Raw genomic sequence first — 18,517 nt, forward strand, 5'->3', positions numbered from 1 at the left:
GGCATGCTTGCGTCTGCGTGACAGGATCAGGCAAAGGTCTTCTGGAGGCGATCCAGACCTTTCTGTAGGGTTTTGTCGCTCGCTGCGAAGGACAGCCTCATGTGTCCCGGCGCGTTGAAGGCGGAGCCGGGCACCATGGCTATTCCCAACTTGTCCAGCAGCCAGTCGGCGAGCTCCCGGTCGTCGTCGACGTCGGGCAGCGATTCGATGATGGGAGAAAAGTCGGGCAGGCAGTAGAAACTGCCCTGGGCCGGGAGGCATTTGATCCTTTCAACCGGCTTCAGGCCCTCGGCTACCTGGCGCGCCCTTTCGGCAAAAACCTGCGACATTGTCGTCACCTCATCGAGTCCTCCGTTCAGGGCGGCCGTCGCCGCAACCTGCGATACCGCCGCGGTGTGGGAATTTGTCTGGCCCTGGAGTTTCTGCATCTCGTTGATAATGTCCTCGGGCCCTGCAGCGAAGCCCACACGCCAACCCGTCATGGCATAGGCCTTGGACACGCCATTGATCACGACGGTGCGGTTTTTCAGTGACGGGCAGACATTGAGGATGTTGGCATAGGGTTGGTTGGTGAATCGCAGATGCTCATAGATGTCATCGGACAGCACGATCACGTCCGGATACTCCAGGAGCACATTTCCCAGCGCCGCCAGTTCTTCGCGGCTGTACACCTGACCGGTCGGATTGTTCGGGCTGTTGAGGATGAGAACGCGGGTGCGGCTGCTGAGGGCGTGGTCCAGGGTTTCCGGCGTCAACACGAAACCGTCCTCGTAACGGGTGGTTGCGTTGACCGTCTTTGCCGCAGCGATGTCGGCGATGGCCGGGTAGGTGCCCCAGCGAGGTGTCGGGATGACGATTTCGTCGCCGGGCCCGAGAAGTGACATGCAGGCGTTGAAAAGGCCCTGTTTGGCACCGCAGGTGTGCATGATCTGCTCAAGCCGGTAATGCAGTTGGTTCTGGGACTCGAGTTTATGTTGGATGGCCTCCTTCAACTGCGGCAAGCCACCGATTTCGGTATACCGTGTAAAGCCGTCATCCAGGGCCTGCTTGGCTGCATCGATGATCCATTGGGGCGTATTGAAATCCGGCTCGCCCGCATCCAGTCTGACGATGTCGTGGCCTTCATCGGCCAGCGCCTTGGCACGGGCGCCGATGCGGAATATGGCAGACTCCGACAGGTCGTTGACTCTCCGGGCGAAATGATGAGTGGTCTGTTGCATACGGTTGCCCTCTGTAGGTTGCTTGGCCTGTGACCTGGGCGTCATCCCGACGCGGATCGCCTTCGGCGGCACATGATGGGGCGTGTCTTCCGTGTTTGGCGTCGAACTGTTTCCTTCATGACTCCTCTAATCAGCAGGTCGGTTTACCCAGAGGGTCACAACGAGTGATCGGAGATAGGCCAGCGGTTGGGATGGTGTCCGATGCTAGAACCGGCCGGCACTGGCTTTTTCCCAATCCGCCGCGTAGTCGGGTGGCAGTTCCCCGGAGAGAAAGTCGCCGGTCGCCACCTGAGGATGCATTTCCCGATACGTGTAGGCCGGGCCATACTCGGGGCGGTGATAAATGTGTTCGGGGCCGAGCAGGTCCGGCGAGGCCAGACCCAGGGCTCCGGTTATATCGAGGAGAGACTGGATGGTGGCGTCGTGGAAGTTGCGCACCCTTAGCGCCTTGGAAGGCACGTCCAACGATCTTGAACGGGCCGGGTTTTGCGTCGTCACGCCGGTCGGGCATGTGTCGGTGTGGCAGCGCTGGGCCTGGATGCAGCCGACGGAAAACATGAACGCCCGGGCGGCGTTACACATATCCGCACCCAGGGCGATTTTGGTGACCATGTCGAAGCCGGTCGCGACCTTGCCGCTGGCGATCACGACGATCTCGTCGCGCTTACCGATGCCCTTCAGGCAATTGTCGACGAAGGGCAGGGCCTCATTGATGTAGGTCCCGATGAAGTCCTCGAATTCAGCCGGTGCGGCCCCCGTGCCGCCCTCGGCGCCGTCAATCGTAATGAAGTCCGGTTGTATCCCCGATTCCAGCATTGCCTTGCAGATGCCCATGAACTCATCGCGCTTGCCCAGGCACAGCTTGAAGCCAACCGGTTTGCCGCCGCAGAGTTCCCGCAGGCGCTGCATGAAGCGAAGCAGGCCGACGGGGGTATCGAACTCGGCGTGTTGGGCCGGGGAGATGCAGTCCTTGCCTTCTTCGACTTCCCGGGTCCTTGCGATCTCCCGGTTGACCTTGACGCCGGGAAGCAGCCCGCCATGACCGGGTTTGGCGCCTTGCGAGATCTTGATTTCGACCATCTTCACCTGGTCGTCGGAGGCTTTTCGGGCAAACTCGTCACTGTCGAAACCGCCATCGCGCGTGCGGCACCCAAAATACCCACTCGCAATCTCCCAAATCAGGTCGCCATCGTGCACCTTGTGGTAGGGGCTGATGGCGCCTTCGCCCGTATCCTGCGCGAAGTTGCCCAGCTTGGCGCCCTTGTTCATGGCCAGTACGGCATTGCTGGACAGTGAACCAAAGCTCATGGCGGAGATATTCAACCGCGATGAATCATAGGGTTTCGAACACTGCGGTCCGCCAATCATGATCCGCCCGTAGGCTCGGTCGACCTGTTTGGGGACGATGGAATGCTGGGCGAAATCGGCGCCCGCTCCCTCCACATCGCGCCGGGTGCCAAACGGTACGGTGTCGTTCTGACCGTCGGCGCGTTTGTTGACGATATTCCGCTGTTCGCGATTGAACGGGCGACCGCTTTGCTCGGACTCAAAAAAATACTGGCGAAGTTCGGGCCGGACAAATTCCAGCAGGTACCGCAAGTGGCCCAGGATTGGATAGTTGCGCAGCACATTGTGCCTGGAGCGGAGATCGAAAGCGCCGACCACCGCCAGCAGGGGAAGCACCGCCCAGGGGATGAGGCCGTATGGATTCCAGATTGAGATTGCCACCCCTAGCAGCAGGGTTGCCACGACAAACAAGGTGTAGATCAATCTTGGAAATCCAAGCATGCTCCCCTCAATGTCCTTACAGATACTACTAGCATGGCTCATCCGGCGGTGGTCCCACAAATTCCCGGGCAGCATGTAACATGACGATAAATTCATCCCATCGCTGAGCGGCCCGCCAGCGGGCGGGTTGCCGGCACATTGGGTTACATCCGGGCGTGAAGGTTCCAGAGTATCCACAGCGTGCCTCCGGCCAGCGGCGCCAACGGGAAAGCATACCGGGCAGCGGCGACCCACTGAAGCTGTCTCCCGGCACCTCCATTGCCGAGACCGAAAAGGCAATGATCCTGGCGACACTCGAGCGGTGCGATGGTCATAAGGCAAAGGCCGCCAGGCTGCTCGGCGTGAGCCTGAAAACCCTATATAACCGGCTGAATGACTACCGTAAGGATTAAATCGACTGATCATTTCCCGCATTCGCTTGACCCTGTAACAGCTTCAACCTTTATTGTGCTCTTTTAGTGTTTTACAAAGGGCTGATGTATGGATAGTTGTTGCGAAAACAAAGCTGAAGAACTTGCCGAGTTGCGCGGTAAGCAGGGGCGGGTGCTCTATATCGTGCTCGCCATCAATACCGTGATGTTCCTGTTCGAGTTCTTTGGCGGCTTGCTGGCGGGATCGACCGCATTGCTGGCGGACTCGCTGGACATGTTCGGCGATGCCACTGTCTATGCCCTGACGCTGTATGCCTTGCACCGCAGCGCCCGTAGCCGGGCCGGCGCGGCATTGGTCAAAGGCCTGTTCATGCTCCTGTTTGGCGTCATGGTCGTCGTTGAAGCCATTCAGAAAAGTATTCTGGGTATCGTTCCCCACGCTGAGTGGATGGGTGGCATCGCACTGGTTGCCCTGGCAGCAAACACCGTCTGCTTCCTGCTGCTCAACGCCCACCGACGCGATGACCTGAACATGCGCTCAACCTGGCTGTGTTCCAGGAATGACCTGTTTGCAAACACCAGCGTGATCGGGGCCGCCATCCTGGTGGGTTACACCGGCTCGCTGTGGCCGGATGTGATCGTCGGTCTGGCCATTGCCGGGCTGTTCCTGCATTCCGCCTGGCAGGTGCTTTCCGAGGCGTGGCGCGAATGGAAGGCCTCTGCCCCGACCGGAGCCGTAGACGGGGAGAACGGCTCTGCCATAAAGGCAACCGGGGAAGGAGGTGACGAACCTTCGGCGGAAACAGGGGCATGCTGTGCAGCCCCGGAACCTTTGGAAAGCAAGTCCTGCTCAGCGAAGGAATAGCCGGATCCTGCCGATCGGCGTGCGTTGTTCTTACCAATGATCCGCCGATCTACCCCAAGCGGGGTATCGGCCGGCGGTCGGAGCGCTGCAACAATGGGGGCACCTGACCACCGACTTACAATCTGCCATGACGCACACCATCACCGTTCGCCTGTTTGCCCAACTCCGTGAATTATCCGGCACCGAGGTCTTCGATCACGCTGTCCCTCCCGAGGGGCAGTCCCTGGAGACGGTACTGGCAGCCCTGGAGCAATCTCCGCTCCTGGCAGGGCTGCTCGCCGGCGCGCGGATAATGACCGCTGTGAACCAGACGATGGTCAGGAGTTCGCACCATCTGGTGCCGGGCGACGAGCTGGCGCTGTTCCCTCCGGTAACCGGGGGGTAGGGGAATAATGTCCATGCCTCCCAGCCGGGTACTGAAAGATCGATTTGGTCGAACCATCAATTATGTGCGCCTGTCGGTCACGGACCGCTGCGACTTTCGCTGTGTCTACTGCATGGCGGAGGACATGACCTTCCTGCCGCGCCAGCAGGTGCTGACCCTGGAGGAGATTGCCCGCCTGGCACGAACCTTCCAGGGCCTGGGGACCGAGAAAATCCGTCTCACCGGTGGCGAGCCGCTGGTCCGCAAGGACATCCTGGACCTGGTAGGGGAGATCGGTCGACTCGGCCTGCGCGATTTCGCGATGACCACCAACGGCAGCCAGCTTTCGAAGCTGGCCGAATCCCTACGTCAGGCGGGCCTCCGGCGCCTGAACATCAGCCTGGATACGCTGGATGCCGGGCGGTTCCGGCAGATCACCCGTACCGGCCAACTGAGCCGGGTCCTGGAAGGGATCGATGCGGCCCGCGAGGCCGGTTTCCGGGGTATCAAGCTGAATGCCGTGATCATGAAAGGCCGCAACGACGATGAGATCCTCGACCTGGTGGCGTTTGCCCGGCGCAAGCAGGTGGATATCAGCTTTATCGAGGAAATGCCGCTGGGGCAGATCACCGACCATGACCGCGGCGAAAGCCTGTGCAGCAGCGATGACGTCCGCGCCCGGATCCGTCGCTACCACGACCTGCTACCCACCACCGACGACAGCGGCGGTCCGGCCCGTTATTTCCGGATGCCGGACAGTCCGGTGCGCATAGGATTTATCTCTCCCCATTCCCATAACTTCTGCGCCACCTGCAACCGTGTGCGGGTGACCGTCGCGGGCCGCTTGCTGCTGTGTCTGGGCAACGAGCATTCGGTGGACCTGCGGCGCATACTGCGAGGCTACCCCGAGGGTGACGGCAAGTTGCGAGAAACCATCATTAGGGCGATGGACCTGAAGCCGGAGCGGCATCACTTCAGCAGTGACGGGGATGTGCAGATTCTGCGGTTCATGAATATGACGGGTGGGTGAGCAAGGTTGTGGCTTTCTGGCAGCCTGACGGCTGCTCCGAAGCTGAAGCATCGGCTACATTTTACAGCTAACTCGAGTATGTAGCAGAAGCTTCAGCTTCTGAGGCGCCGGAGGCGCCTATCGGATATCTGACTTTCCATCACCCGATCGCCAACAACTCCCCCTCCCGCGAGAACGCCAGGTAATTCCCCACGTTCCCCAGCCGAATCGTTTCCACCATCATCGTCAGCGGCTGCTGTGCCTCATCGGCGGTCGGCGCCTGCCCGCCGCGGCCGGACATCGCCGCAACGAAGACCACGTCCCATTCCTGACCGGTGGCACGGGATTCCTCCACCAGGGCCTCAAAACGGCGAACGCCCTGCAAAGGCTTGTCGACGCAGATGACCGGACTCAGGGTGCCACCTTCACCACGGTCAAACCGACTTTGTTCCTCGGCCGAGGCGTCTTCAGGCAATTCGGCCCGACAGAACACGAACAGGAAACGCTGGGGCTCAGGCTGGGTATCGGCGGCCTCGATCAGGTCGCGGTAGCTTTCAATCATTGCTCGTTCTCTCGTTTGTCGTTTGGCCGGTCTGCTGCCTGGCGTCATCGCCCAGACAGCCGGTCAGGACCAGTTGGCAGACATCGTCCACGGCGTCGTCGCCATAGCTCTGGCCGTAATGTTTCCTGAAGCCATACTCGTAGAGTCGAACATGGCGCTCTGGCTGTACCCCAATATTTTCCAGGCAGGCGCCCGCGCAGTGCAGGGGGCAGCCATCGATAACGGTGACCGGCCGGCCGGAACGCGCGGTCCTGACCAGCGGTTTGACCTTTCCACCGACACCGGAAATGCACGACATCTCATATTCGCCGGCGTGGTCGAGACGCACCGCGGCGTTGTTTGCCAACTGGGCGACGTCGGAGCAACCCGAGCAGGCATAGATCAGGGGGCGGTTCCTGCGGGGTTCGTTTGCTGTTGTCATCCCTCCTCCCGGAAAGTCTCTGCTGGATTTGTCCTATCGGCTGAGCTGCATCAGGCGCTGGGCGTCCGGAATCACCAGCCGGCTGCCATTGACCCGCAGCAGACCGTTGCTCTTGAGCTCGTTGAGCTGCCGCGAGAAGGTCTCCGGCTGCATGGCCAGACGCGAGGCAATGAGACACTTGGGCAGGGGCAGCTCGATCTCGCCATCCCGCTTGGCGCCTTCCGGCAGCAGATCCAGGAGGTAGCGGATGACTCTCTCCCGCGCACTTTGCACGGTCATGATTTCCAGGTCGTGGAAACGGGACACGGCTCGCGCGGCATAGTGGGCCAGGGCGTTTTCGGCGTAATCGGTGCTTGACCGGATCAGCGTCCGATAGGCATCGATGGGAATGCTCAGCACCAGGCTGGGCTTGAGAGCCTCGGCGTAGCAGGCGTAACGCGCCGGATTGGCATAAATCATCACCTCCGCCAGGCAGTCGCCTGCCGTCAGGCTATCCAGCGTGCGCTCGAACCCCGAGTAGTCCAGGCGGTACAGGCGCAACTGCCCGGATACCATGAAGTAGAAATGGTGGGCTTCGGTATCCTGCCTGTAGATCAGTTCGTGAGGGGCCAGGTTGATCCGCCGGATACGCATCGACAGCGCCCGGAAATCCCGCTCGCTGAGGTGGCTGAAAAGGGCATGGAGTCGCAACGCATCGGTCGCATCGTCACCGCAGAATGATGCGTGATGGACGATGTTGTCAGCGGTAGAGCTGATCGCGATGGACAAATTCATATTGCGCTCCTTCAATGATCGCCTGATAGGGCGGAATGATCAGGTAGCCGTCCGCGCGGCAGGCGACGGACAACAGTCCGGATCCCTGGGATCCCGACAGGGTGGCGTGCCACTGGCCCCGCCAGTTCTTGAGATTGACGCGCAGGTATTCCTGCCTGGGAATGGCTCGCGTCCGGCTGAAACCGGCGTGCACGCGGATGGGAATGGCCGGTCGCACGGTGACGCCCATCAGGCGCCGGATATAGTCACCGGCCAGGACTTCCAGCGTGAGCAGGGCGGCCATGGGGTTGCCCGGCAGTCCGAGGACTGGTGTGGCCCCGACGTAACCGAACGCGAACGGTTTGCCCGGCTTCATCGCCACGCCCCACAGGGTCAGCGATCCCAGTTCCCTGATCGCCTGGCGGACATGGTCCTCGTCGCCGACCGAGACACCACCGCTGGTGACAATGAGATCGTGATCCCGGGCGGCCTGTTCCAGGGCCAGACAGGTTGCCCCCCGGCTGTCGGGAATCTGGACGGCGGGCCCGACATCGCACCCAAGGCGCTCCAGGGCACCCCGCAGCGAGAAGGCATTGGCGTTGTAGATCTGTCCCGGCCCCAGCTCCTGACCAGGCGATACGATCTCGTCGCCGCTGGTCAATATGCCGACTTTCAGGCGTGTGCGAACGTTGATATCGGCCAGTCCCTGACTGGCCAGTAGCCCCATCTCCGGTGCTTCCAGGCGGGTCCCTTCGTTCAGGAGCAGGTTCCCGGCCTCGACATCTTCGCCGGCGCGACGGATGTTTTGTCCACGGGTCGGGGAGATGTTGATCCGGATGCGATCCGGTCCCACTGACTCCACCTGTTCCTGCGGAACGATGGTATCGACGCCTGCCGGCAACGGAGCACCGGTGAAGATACGGGCCGCAGAACCCGGTTGCAGTGCCGGGGGAAGCACGCCCGCTGGCACCCGTTGGGAGACTGGGAATTCAGCGCTATCGTCCAGATCGGTCAGTCGCAGGCCATAACCGTCCATGGCGCTGTTGTCTCGGGGAGGCACGGACAGAGGTGCAGTGACGGACGATGCCAGGATACGACCCCGACAGAGGGCCAGTGGCAACTTCTCGATACCCGCAAGGCATTCCGCTTCACGTGCCAGAGCCGCCTGCACGGCGGAGATCGGCATCAGAATGTTCATCCGTTTGCCGTCGCGGGCCGCAGGGCTTTCAGTATCACAGATACAGTCACTCATCAGGCCGGCTCCCCCTCTGACCGTGAAGCACAATGCTCGCCCCTTCGGGCGACCAGTTCGCCGACGAAGTTGCAGGGGCGGTGACGACTGTCAAGCTGGGGCCCAATGATGTCGTTCCAGGCTAAAGCGCAGGCGCGCGGGGCGCCCGGCATGGCGCAGATCAGCGTCCGGTTCGCCAGTCCCGCGACCGCCCGTGACTGGATCGTTGAGGTGCCGATGCTGGCCAGGGAGAGGTGCCGGAACAGTTCTCCATAACCCTCAACCACTTTGTCGAACAGGGGAAGCAGCGCTTCTGGTGTGCTGTCGCGGCCGGAGAAACCGGTGCCCCCGGTGACCAGCACGGCCGGCAGGTCGGCACGGGCAATCCAGTCCGACACTACGGCCCGGATCTGGTAAATGTCGTCCTTCACTAACCGGCGCTCGATGAGCCGGTGGCCGGCCTCCTCAAGGCAGCGCTGCAGGGTATCGCCGGACTGGTCGTTGGCCAGGGTTCGCGTATCCGAGACGGTGAGTATGGCAATATCCAATGACTGGAACGGGCTGTCAGCCGAGGCATGGGACATACGGGAATCCTCCGGGAAATCAGGTTTCTACTGTCCTCAATGGTACGGCGGCCGGGCGCGTTGTTCGCTCCCCCAGAGGGGGTAGTCGGGCAGGTGTATTGGGGTATATCCGGACCCGTCGCAGGCTGGGAAGGCCCCGGCAGATTCGCATCCACCGGGGCGGAAAAACAGGGCAGGAAAACCTACTGCATCAGCGGCGAGTCGGGGAGTTCCAGGTCGACGCCTTCGACGCCGTATTCCAGCGCCAGCGTCTGGATATACTGCCGCAGCCAGCGCCGGGTGACCTTCTCCTGGAGATAGCGGCGGATGGTGGATTTGGCGAGCTCGTACGACAGCGGTTGTCCCTCGATCCGCCGGTCGACGCGCACCACATGCCACCCGTAGCGGCTCTCGACCAACTGCGAATGCAGCCCTTCCGGCAGCCGCCAGACGACACGCTCAAACTCCTCGACGGTCTGGCCCTTGGCGATCTGCCCCAACTGTCCGCCCTGCTTGCGGGATTCGCAGGCGGAGTGGGCCAGCGCGAGCCGGGCAAAGTCGGCCCGACCGTCGGCCAGGCTGGCGATCAGTCGCCTGCCGGTGTCTTCCTGTTCGGACCGGGCGACAATATCGTCCGGCGCGGCAGCCAGCAGGATGTGACTGACCGCCAGGAGCGTCGGCGTGCGGAATTGCTCCGGGTTGGCGTCGAAGAAGCGCCGGCAGTTGGCGTCGTCGGGTTCTGGCACGTCGATGACCTGGTCAATCAGCGCCGCGATGCGTTGCTCCTCATCCAGATCGTCTTCGATACCCAGCTCAGCAGCCTGGCGCAGCAGCAGTTCGCGGATCACCAGGCTGCAGGAAGCCTGATGCCAGGCCTCGCCGATTTCGTCCGCCGGGTGATACTGAAGTTCCGCGGCGATGCGGTCTTCATGGATTTCCTCGCCGGCGACCCGGACCGCCGGGAACGGATGTTCTTTGAGGTCGCTGACATCAATGGCGTTGATCAGGTTCATTGGTTTGCTCCGTACGGGAGCCGAAGCTCCCGGTTGTTCGGGGTTGGGCGACTAGATACGGCGACGGACAACCTGGTAACGACGCCCCAGGTACTCCAGGGGAGCGCTGAAAACATGGACCAGCCGCGTGAAGGGAAACAGCACGAAAATCGTCAGCCCCAGGAAGATGTGGACTTTATAGATCCAGTGCACGTCCCGGATGTAATCGGCGGCGCCGCCCTGCAATGTGAAGATCGATTGCGCCCAGGATCCGAAGAGCAGCATGGTATGCCCGTCCAGATGGCCCAGCGTGGGGATGATGGTGAGCAATCCCAGCGAGACCTGGATGAGCAGGATCACGATGATCAGGATATCGGCGACGCTGCCGGCCGCCCGCACACGCGGATTCGTCAGGCGACGGTAGGTCAGCATCGCGGCGCCGATCAGGCAGGCCACACCCGCCACGCCACCCACGACGATCGCCATCACCTGCTTGGTTCCGGCGCTCATGAAGGGCTCGTAGACCCAGTGGGGCGTCAGCAGGCCGACAATGTGCCCAAACAGGATCACCAGGATACCGACGTGAAACAGGTTGCTGGCCACCCGCATCCCGCCCTTGGCCAGCATCTGGCTGGAACCGGCTTTCCAGGTGAACTGCCCCATGTCGTAGCGCGCCCAGCTGCCGATGAAGAACACGGCCAGGGCGATGTAGGGATAGATGCCGAAAAGTAGTGTGTTCAGATAGTCCATGAGAGTTCTCCTGCGCCTCAGGCGCCACCAATCTGCTGTTTCACGGCGTCCTGCATCAGTTCGTCACTGAGGTGGACACGCTGGACCTGGTCAAGCTCGTGCCGGCGCTGGCCGACAAGGCTGCTGTTACCGCAGGATTCTCCCTGGTCGTCGAGGAACTTGACCATTTCCTCTTCCCAGACCTTGTCCAGGGCTTCGGGGGTATCATCCCGTTCTTCAGCGGCGACCAACGTGGCCAGTTCCTGCCGATCCGGCGCCTGGCCGGCGAGGGTCAGCAACGCGTCGAAGGGCAACTGGTAGAAGCTCTCCCTCTGGTGCAGGCGCTCGGCGAGCAGGCCCAGGATGTGGTGAATGTCTTCCAGCCAGGTCCGGATCTCCAGCCAGTCGCGCGTGGAGAGATACTCCAGGAACAGGGGCAGGTGGTCGGGCAACTCACGCACGTCGAGCTCCAGGCCGGCCTCGGCGTAGTGGTTCATCAGGTCCACCATGGCCTGGCCGCGGTCGCGGGACTCGCCATGGACATGCTCGAACAGCAGCAGCGACAGGGAGCGCCCGCGTTCGAACAGGGACACGTAGTTCTCCTGCAGGTCCATCAGGTTGCCGACACACAGCCGTTCGATGCAGGTGAGCAGGGCGTGCTTCTGCTGGGGCGGCAGGCGGTCGTCCGCCAAGACCGCCGCCACCAGTTCGTCCTGGGCGGCCTGCAGTTCCGCCGTGGGGTACTCCAGCAGGCGGGCGATCACACGTAGGGTTTGCATGTTGTTCTCCTCAGTCCTGCAGCTGCTTCGGGTCGACCTGTTTCACGGTGCTCAGCTTCTGCACCATGCTGGTGGTCTGCTTGCGCCCGCCGAACAGGCTGAAGTCGCTGTCGCCGCCGGTGCAGCCGTCGCCAAAGCTGAAGCCGCAGCCGCCACGATTGGGGAAGGCTTCCTTCGCCAGCTCCATATGCGTCGTGGGGATGACGAAGCGGTCCTCATAGTTGGCAATGGCCAGGTAGCGATACATCTCGTCGGCCTGGGTCTTGCTGAGCCCGGCGGCCTCCAGCGGTGACAGGTCCTCGACACCGTCCACGGTTTCCGCCCGCTTGTAGTAACGCATCGCCAGGATCCGCTTGAGCGCCCGCAGCACCGGCTTTTCGTCACCGGCGGTGAGCAGGTTGGCCAGGTATTTGACCGGAATACGCAGGTTCTCGATCTTCGGCAGTACGCCTTCGAACTCGATCTTGCCGGCCTCAGCGGCGGATTGGATCGGGCTCAGTGGCGGCACATACCAGACCATGGGCAGGGTGCGGTATTCCGGGTGCAGCGGCAGGGCCAGTTTCCAGTCCACCGCCATCTTGTAGACCGGGGAGCGCTGGGCGGCCTGGATGACACTGTCCGGTACGCCGTCCTTGCGGGCCTGCTCGATCACCTGGGGATCGAACGGGTCGAGGAAGATCTCCAGCTGCTTCTCGTACAGATCCTGTTCGCCCGGCGTGCTGGCCACTTCCTCGATGCGGTCGGCGTCATACAACAGCACGCCCAGGTAACGGATGCGACCCACGCAGGTTTCCGAGCACACGGTGGGCAGGCCCACTTCGATACGCGGATAGCAGAAGATGCACTTCTCGGACTTGCCGGTCTTCCAGTTGAAGTAGATCTTCTTGTAGGGGCAGCCGGAAACGCACATCCGCCAGCCACGGCACTTGTCCTGGTCGATCAGCACGATGCCGTCTTCCTCGCGCTTGTAGATCGCGCCGCTCGGGCACGAGGCCACGCACGCCGGGTTCAGGCAGTGCTCGCACAGGCGCGGCAGGTACATCATGAAGGTGCTTTCGAACTGGCCGTAGATGTCCGCCTGGATCTGGTCGAAGTTCCTGTCCTTGCGGCGCTTGGCAAACTCGGTGCCGAGGATTTCCTCCCAGTTGGGGCCCCATTCGACTTTCTTCATGCGCTCGCCCGAGATCAGCGAGCGGGGTCGGGCGATCGGCTGGTGCTTGCTGTCACCGGCGGTATGCAGGTGCTGGTAGTCGAAGTCGAACGGCTCGTAGTAGTCGTCGATCTCCGGCAGGTCCGGGTTGGCGAAGATGTTCGCCAGTACCCGGAAGCGACCGCCGATACGCGGGCGAATCCTGCCGTTGCTGTCGCGCAGCCAGCCGCCTTTCCATTTGTCCTGGTTCTCCCACTCCTTGGGGTAACCGATGCCGGGTTTGGTCTCGACGTTGTTGAACCAGGCGTATTCCATGCCTTCGCGGCTGGTCCAGACGTTCTTGCAGGTGACCGAGCAGGTGTGGCAACCGATGCACTTGTCCAGGTTGAGCACCATGCCGACTTGGGATCTGATTTTCATTGGGCGGCCTCCTGTACTTCGTCCTGGCCTTCGCCGTCGAGCCAGTCGACATTCTTCATCTTGCGCACCACGACAAACTCGTCCCGGTTGGAACCGACCGTGCCGTAGTAGTTGAACCCGTATGAGTACTGGGCATAGCCCCCGATCATATGGGTCGGTTTCGGGCAAACCCGGGTGACCGAGTTGTGGATCCCGCCCCGGGTCCCGCTGATTTCAGAGCCGGGAATGTTCACCAGGCGCTCCTGGGCGTGATACATCATCACCAGGCCGGGCATGACCCGCTGGCTGACCACCGCACGGGCGGTGAGGGCGCCGTTGAGGTTGAACAGCTCGATCCAGTCGTTGTCCTCGATGCCCAGTTCGCGGGCGTCGTCCTCGCTCAGCCACACGATGGGGCCGCCGCGGGACAGGGTCTGCATCAGCAGGTTTTCGCTGTAGGTACTGTGGATACCCCATTTCTGGTGCGGGGTGATCCAGTTCAGCGCCTTTTCCCGGAAGCCGTTGGGCTTGACGCCCAGCATCGGACCGGAGGTCTTGGTGTCGATCGGCGGCCGATAGACCAGCAGACTCTCGCCGAAGGCCCGCATCCACTCGTGATCCTGGTAGAACTGCTGGCGGCCGGTGAGGGTGCGCCAGGGGATCAGCTCGTGGACGTTGGTATAGCCGGCGTTGTAGGACACGTGCTCGTCCTCGAGCCCCGACCAGGTGGGACTGGAGATGATCTTGCGCGGCTGGGCCACCACGTCGCGGAAGCGGATCTTCTCCTCTTCCTTGTTGGTCGCCAGGTGGGTGTGGTCCAGGCCGGTAATGTCGGACAGCGCCTGCCAGGCCTTAACCGCCACCTGACCGTTGGTTTCCGGGGCCAGGGTCAGGATCACTTCGGCCGCGTCGATGGCGCTCTCGATCTTCGGCTGGCCGGCATTGGCGCCTTCGAGGTGCTGGTAGTTCAACTGCCGCAGGAAGTTCACTTCCTTTTCGGTGTTCCAACTGATGCCCTTGCCGCCGTTGCCGGCTTTCTCCAGCAGCGGGCCGAGGGAGGTGAAGCGGGCGTAGGTGTTGGGGTAGTCGCGCTCCACCGTGACGAAATTGGGCGCGGTCTTGCCCGGAATGAGCTCGCACTCGCCTTTTTTCCAGTCCTTCACGTCGAATGGCTGGCCCAGTTCGGCCGGTGCGTCGTGCTGCAGGGGCAGGGTCACCACATCCTTCTCGACACCCAGGTGGCCTACCGCGGCTTTGGAGAAGGCGCGGGCGATGCCCTTGTAGATCTCCCAGTCACTGCGCGCTTCCCAGGCGGGATCGGTGGCCGCGGTGAGCGGGTGGATGAACGGGTGCATGTCCGAGGTGTTCAGGTCGTCCTTCTCGTACCAGGTGGCCGTGGGCAGGACGATGTCCGAGTACAGGCAGGTGGTGGACATGCGGAAGTCCAGGGTGACCAGCAGGTCGAGCTTGCCCTCGCGGGCCTCGTCGTGCCATTTGACTTCCTGCGGTTTGACGCCACCGGTTTCGCCCAGGTCCTTGCCCTGCAGGCCGTTTTTGGTACCCAGCAGGTACTTGAGCATGTACTCATGACCCTTGCCGGACGAACCCAGCAGGTTGGAACGCCAGATGAACATGTTGCGCGGATGGTTGGTCGGTGCCTCGGGATCCTCGCTGGCAAACGCCAGGGAGCCGTCCTTCAGGGACCGGGCCACGTAATCGGACACCTCCAGGTCGGCCTTTTCCGCTTCCGCGGCGATGGTCAGCGGGTTGCGGTTGAGCTGGGGTGCGGAAGGCAGCCAGCCCATGCGCTCGGCACGGACGTTGTAGTCGATCAGACTGCCGGTGAATTTCGACTTGTCCGCCAGTGGGGAGAGGATTTCGTCCACGCCCAGCTTCTCGTAGCGCCATTGTCCGGAATGGGCGTAGAAGAAGGAGGTGCCATTCATGTGGCGCGGCGGGCGCTGCCAGTCGAGACCGAACGCCAGCGGCTGCCAGCCGGTCTGCGGGCGCAGTTTCTCCTGGCCGACGTAGTGGGCCCAGCCGCCACCGCTCTGACCAATGCAGCCACACAGGATCAGCATGTTGATCAGGCTGCGGTAGTTCATGTCCATGTGGTACCAGTGGTTCATGCCGGCACCGACGATGATCATGGAACGGCCGCGGGTCTTGTGGGCGTTGTCCGCGAATTCCCGGGCAATGCGGATGACCTTGTCCCGGGGCACACCGGTGATGGTTTCCTGCCAGGCCGGGGTGTAGGGCGCGTTGTCGTCGTAGGACGTGGCGCCGTCGTCCTCGCCCAGACCCCGGTCGATGCCGTAGTTGGCGATCATCAGGTCGTATACGGTCACCGCCAGGGCCTGTTCGCCATTGGCCAGGGTGATTTTCCGGGCGCCGAGGCTGTGAGTCAGGGTGTCGCGCAGTTCCACGTGCTTGAAGTGCTCGTGCTGGATGCCGCCGAAATAGGGGAAGGCGACCTTGACCACCTCGTCGTGGGCCTCCGTCAGGGACAGGCGCAGGGTGACATCCTGCTGTTCACCGCCGGCGTTCTGCTTCAGGTTCCACTTGCCTTTCTCGCCCCAGCGGTAGCCGATCGAGCCGTTGGGGGCGGTCAGGCTGCCGTCGTTCTCGTTGATGGCGACGGTCTTCCACTCGGGGTTGTTGCTCTCGCCCAGACCGTCCACCAGGTCACTGGCACGGAGGAACCGGCGTGGTACGTAGCCACCGTCTTCGTGCGGTTCGAGCATCACCAGGTACGGCATGTCGGTGTAGCGGCGCACGTAGTCGGTGAAGTAGGGGCTGGGGTTGTCGACGTGGAATTCCTTTAGGATCACGTGGCCCATGGCCAGGCCCAGGGCGGCGTCGGTGCCTTGCTTGGGGTTGATCCATTCATCGGAGAGTTTGGCCACCTCGGCGTAGTCCGGGGTGATGGCCACGGTCTTGGTGCCCTTGTAGCGGACTTCGGTGAAGAAGTGCGCGTCCGGGGTCCGGGTCTGGGGCACGTTGGACCCCCAGGCGATGATGTAGCCGCTGTTGTACCAGTCGGCGGATTCCGGTACGTCGGTCTGCTCGCCCCAGGTCTGCGGGGAGGCCGGCGGCAGGTCGCAATACCAGTCGTAGAAGCTCAGGCAGACACCGCCGATCAGCGACAGGTAGCGGGCACCGGAGGCGTAGGACACCATGGACATGGCGGGGATTGGCGAAAAGCCGACCACCCGGTCCGGACCGTAGGTCCTGGCGGTGTAGACGTTGGCGGCGCCGATCAGTTCGTTGAGCTCATCCCAGCTGGAGCGGACAAAGCCGCCCATGCCGCGGCGGGTCTTGTATTCGGCGGTCTTGGCCGGATCCTCGACGATGGACGTCCACGCGTCCACCGGATCTCTGAACCTGGCCCTGGCTTCGCGCCAGAGCTTGAGCAGGTGCTTGCGGGCCAGGGGGTACTTCAGGCGGTTGGCGCTGTACATGTACCAGGAGTAGCTGGCGCCGCGCGGGCAACCGCGGGGCTCGTGGTTGGGCAGGTCCGGGCGGGTGCGCGGGTAGTCGGTCTGCTGGGTTTCCCAGGTCACCAGGCCGTTCTTGACGTAGATTTTCCAGCTGCACGAGCCGGTGCAGTTCACACCGTGGGTGGAGCGTACGATCTTGTCGTACTGCCAGCGACCGCGGTAGCCGTCCTCGGCGTCACGGTTGACGGCATGAGTCTCGCCATGGCCGTTGGCGAAGGGCTCGCGCTTCTTCTTGAAGTAACTCAGTTTATCGATCAGATGACTCATGGTCTCTCCCCGAGATCGTTATTGCACGACGCTCATTGTGAACAGGAAAAACCCTGGAATCTGCGTGGTTACCCCGACATAGCCGGGTTCTACCCCCAAGGGGATAGGGCCTTCTCCCCCTTAAGCAGCCGGTGGCGCATATGCCGTCGACTATGGAGGTTGAGGGCAAGGAGGGTTAGCGCAGAGAAGCCGAAAAGAAGCATGAAGGCCGCACTGCGAACGCCAATCCATTGATTCGCCATGGCGAACAGCAGTGGCAGGAGAAAGCCGGAAAGGCAACCGGACAGCAGCGCCAGACCGGCGGTGAAGGCGACGTGATCCGGCTGTAGCTCCACCAGGAGTCGCAGCAGGCTGCCGAAGGCCACCCCCAACAGCATGCCCAGCAGGGCGATCAAACCCACTTCAACCATGATGGACCAGCCAAACTGCAGGTGCAGGATGTGGGTGGCCCCTTCGACGTCCAGCGACATGTTGGGGTAGGACAGCAGCAGTCCCGGAAGTAGGGCGGCCGTCAGGGCGCGACGCAATACTGGCACCGCTCCCAGACGGTCGGCAAGCCAGCCGCCGGGTACCTGGCAAAGGGAAGCCGGGACGATAAACCCCATGGCCAGCAGGGCACCGGTGTTGAATGGCAACCCCAGGCTGGCGCTGATGAAATCCGGCAGCCACAGTGTCAGCGCCAGTATTCCGCCGCCGCTCAGGGCGAAAAGCACGCAAAGCAGTTGCACATCCGCTTGCAGAAGCAGCGATAGGTTAGCCCTGATCCGGCTCTGCCCCGACCGGTGCGCTGCCGGCGGATCGCTTTCCGTCAGGAGGGCGTAAAGGATCGTCACCAACACCAGCAGGATGATGTAGGCTGTGGAGACTGAGCGCCAACTGTAGGCTTCGTGTATTAACGAGACCAGATAATAGTTGAACCCGGCTCCGAGCATACCTGTGGAGAAGAGACTGAGCACCAGTCCGCGATGCTGGGGCGGAGCACGGCTGGAGATAAACTGAAGGCCCGCGCTGAACGTCCCGCCTGCCAGACCGAGTCCGCAGGCTACCAGAAGGTAGCCCCACAGACTCTCGACCCGGCCCAGGCTCGCCAGCACAGGCACCAGACCGGCCAGACATCCGAGCATCACACGTCTGGTGCCGAACCTTTGGGTGGCGATGCCAGCCGGAATGGCCAACAGACCCCCTGAAAGGACGGGGAGCGCCAGAAGGGTTCCGAACTCGACGTCGGACAGGTTCAATTGTGTCCGGATATGGACCCCGATCACCGCAAGCAGCGTCCAGCAGCCAAATGCGACAAAGAAGGCGACATAGGTAGGCAGCAGGATGCCTGTCAGTGACAGCAGGGTGTCTTTTCGTATCTGCGGTGCTTTCATTGCATTGCTCGTGCTCCACAGCCTATGGATCTGGGGTGTCGGATGTTCCTGTACCTATTTAGTTTTCGCGTGCGGGAATTGGAGTGCAACGAATCTTAAGAGGGATAACCGCAGGGGGTAGGCGGTTAGCCATTGGAGGTAGATCACACCTGGCGGGCGTCGTTTGAGTGGAACAAAGGAT

General features: G+C 62.2%; 17 protein-coding genes. 4 read left to right on the forward strand and 13 right to left on the reverse strand.

Annotated features, from left to right (window positions below; all coding sequences use genetic code 11):
* Positions 1–26: 26 nt before the first annotated feature.
* The gene (locus EZI54_RS11095; protein ID WP_131481955.1) at positions 27–1,220 is read right to left on the reverse strand and encodes a pyridoxal phosphate-dependent aminotransferase; all 1,194 of its coding nucleotides are present in this window, start codon (positions 1,218–1,220) and stop codon (positions 27–29) included.
* Between the two features lie 204 nt (positions 1,221–1,424).
* Positions 1,425–3,008 carry an FMN-binding glutamate synthase family protein gene (locus EZI54_RS11100; protein WP_131481956.1) on the reverse strand — a complete coding sequence of 528 codons (1,584 nt, stop codon included), beginning with the start codon at positions 3,006–3,008 and terminating at the stop codon, positions 1,425–1,427.
* Between the two features lie 155 nt (positions 3,009–3,163).
* On the opposite strand from EZI54_RS11100, the gene EZI54_RS24820 reads away from it, so the two are divergent.
* The 4 genes from EZI54_RS24820 to moaA all read left to right on the forward strand — a co-directional run bounded on the left by EZI54_RS24820 (position 3,164) and on the right by moaA (position 5,638).
* A complete protein-coding gene (locus EZI54_RS24820) occupies positions 3,164–3,400 on the forward strand; it encodes a helix-turn-helix domain-containing protein (protein ID WP_207389197.1) in 237 nt (78 codons plus the stop codon).
* Positions 3,401–3,488: 88 nt separating this feature from the next.
* Entirely contained in the window at positions 3,489–4,244 is a 756-nt protein-coding gene (locus EZI54_RS11110) for a cation diffusion facilitator family transporter (RefSeq protein ID WP_131481957.1), read from the forward strand.
* A 127-nt stretch (positions 4,245–4,371) separates the two neighbouring features.
* On the forward strand, positions 4,372–4,629 hold the full coding sequence (locus EZI54_RS11115) for a MoaD/ThiS family protein (protein ID WP_131481958.1): 258 nt from the start codon (positions 4,372–4,374) through the stop codon (positions 4,627–4,629).
* Between the two features lie 13 nt (positions 4,630–4,642).
* Positions 4,643–5,638 (forward strand): GTP 3',8-cyclase MoaA, encoded by a 996-nt coding sequence (gene moaA, locus EZI54_RS11120; protein ID WP_131481959.1) that lies wholly within the window; start codon positions 4,643–4,645, stop codon positions 5,636–5,638.
* Positions 5,639–5,777: 139 nt separating this feature from the next.
* On the opposite strand, the gene EZI54_RS11125 is transcribed toward moaA, so the two are convergent.
* The 11 genes from EZI54_RS11125 to EZI54_RS11175 form a co-directional block, all read right to left on the reverse strand.
* Positions 5,778–6,179: a ribonucleotide reductase subunit alpha gene (locus EZI54_RS11125; protein WP_131481960.1), complete on the reverse strand. Its 402-nt coding sequence runs from the start codon at positions 6,177–6,179 to the stop codon at positions 5,778–5,780.
* Complete coding sequence (locus EZI54_RS11130) at positions 6,172–6,600, reverse strand: putative zinc-binding protein (protein WP_131481961.1); 429 nt, start codon at positions 6,598–6,600, stop codon at positions 6,172–6,174. Before EZI54_RS11130 ends, EZI54_RS11125 begins: the two co-directional genes overlap by 8 nt.
* A gap of 33 nt (positions 6,601–6,633) precedes the next feature.
* Positions 6,634–7,374: a Crp/Fnr family transcriptional regulator gene (locus tag EZI54_RS11135; protein ID WP_131481962.1), complete on the reverse strand. Its 741-nt coding sequence runs from the start codon at positions 7,372–7,374 to the stop codon at positions 6,634–6,636.
* A complete protein-coding gene (locus tag EZI54_RS11140; protein WP_131481963.1) occupies positions 7,340–8,605 on the reverse strand; it encodes a molybdopterin molybdotransferase MoeA in 1,266 nt (421 codons plus the stop codon). Before EZI54_RS11140 ends, EZI54_RS11135 begins: the two co-directional genes overlap by 35 nt.
* Positions 8,605–9,168: a molybdenum cofactor biosynthesis protein B gene (gene moaB / locus EZI54_RS11145; RefSeq protein WP_131481964.1), complete on the reverse strand. Its 564-nt coding sequence runs from the start codon at positions 9,166–9,168 to the stop codon at positions 8,605–8,607. Before moaB ends, EZI54_RS11140 begins: the two co-directional genes overlap by 1 nt.
* Positions 9,169–9,350: 182 nt before the next feature.
* Positions 9,351–10,160, reverse strand: a complete 810-nt coding sequence (locus EZI54_RS11150) for a peptidylprolyl isomerase (RefSeq protein ID WP_131481965.1) — start codon at positions 10,158–10,160, stop codon at positions 9,351–9,353.
* Positions 10,161–10,211: 51 nt separating this feature from the next.
* Positions 10,212–10,889 (reverse strand): respiratory nitrate reductase subunit gamma, encoded by a 678-nt coding sequence (gene narI / locus EZI54_RS11155; protein ID WP_131481966.1) that lies wholly within the window; start codon positions 10,887–10,889, stop codon positions 10,212–10,214.
* A gap of 17 nt (positions 10,890–10,906) precedes the next feature.
* Complete coding sequence (narJ, locus tag EZI54_RS11160; RefSeq protein WP_131481967.1) at positions 10,907–11,647, reverse strand: nitrate reductase molybdenum cofactor assembly chaperone; 741 nt, start codon at positions 11,645–11,647, stop codon at positions 10,907–10,909.
* Between the two features lie 10 nt (positions 11,648–11,657).
* Entirely contained in the window at positions 11,658–13,217 is a 1,560-nt protein-coding gene (narH, locus tag EZI54_RS11165; RefSeq protein WP_131481968.1) for a nitrate reductase subunit beta, read from the reverse strand.
* Positions 13,214–16,963: a nitrate reductase subunit alpha gene (locus tag EZI54_RS11170; protein ID WP_131481969.1), complete on the reverse strand. Its 3,750-nt coding sequence runs from the start codon at positions 16,961–16,963 to the stop codon at positions 13,214–13,216. The genes narH and EZI54_RS11170 overlap by 4 nt, the downstream gene beginning before the upstream one ends.
* Positions 16,964–17,052: 89 nt before the next feature.
* Positions 17,053–18,336, reverse strand: coding sequence for an MFS transporter (locus EZI54_RS11175; RefSeq protein WP_131481970.1), 1,284 nt, complete (start codon positions 18,334–18,336; stop codon positions 17,053–17,055).
* Positions 18,337–18,517: the final 181 nt, after the last annotated feature.

It is taken from the genome of Marinobacter halodurans, from assembly GCF_004327985.1.
Classification (GTDB): domain Bacteria; phylum Pseudomonadota; class Gammaproteobacteria; order Pseudomonadales; family Oleiphilaceae; genus Marinobacter_A; species Marinobacter_A halodurans.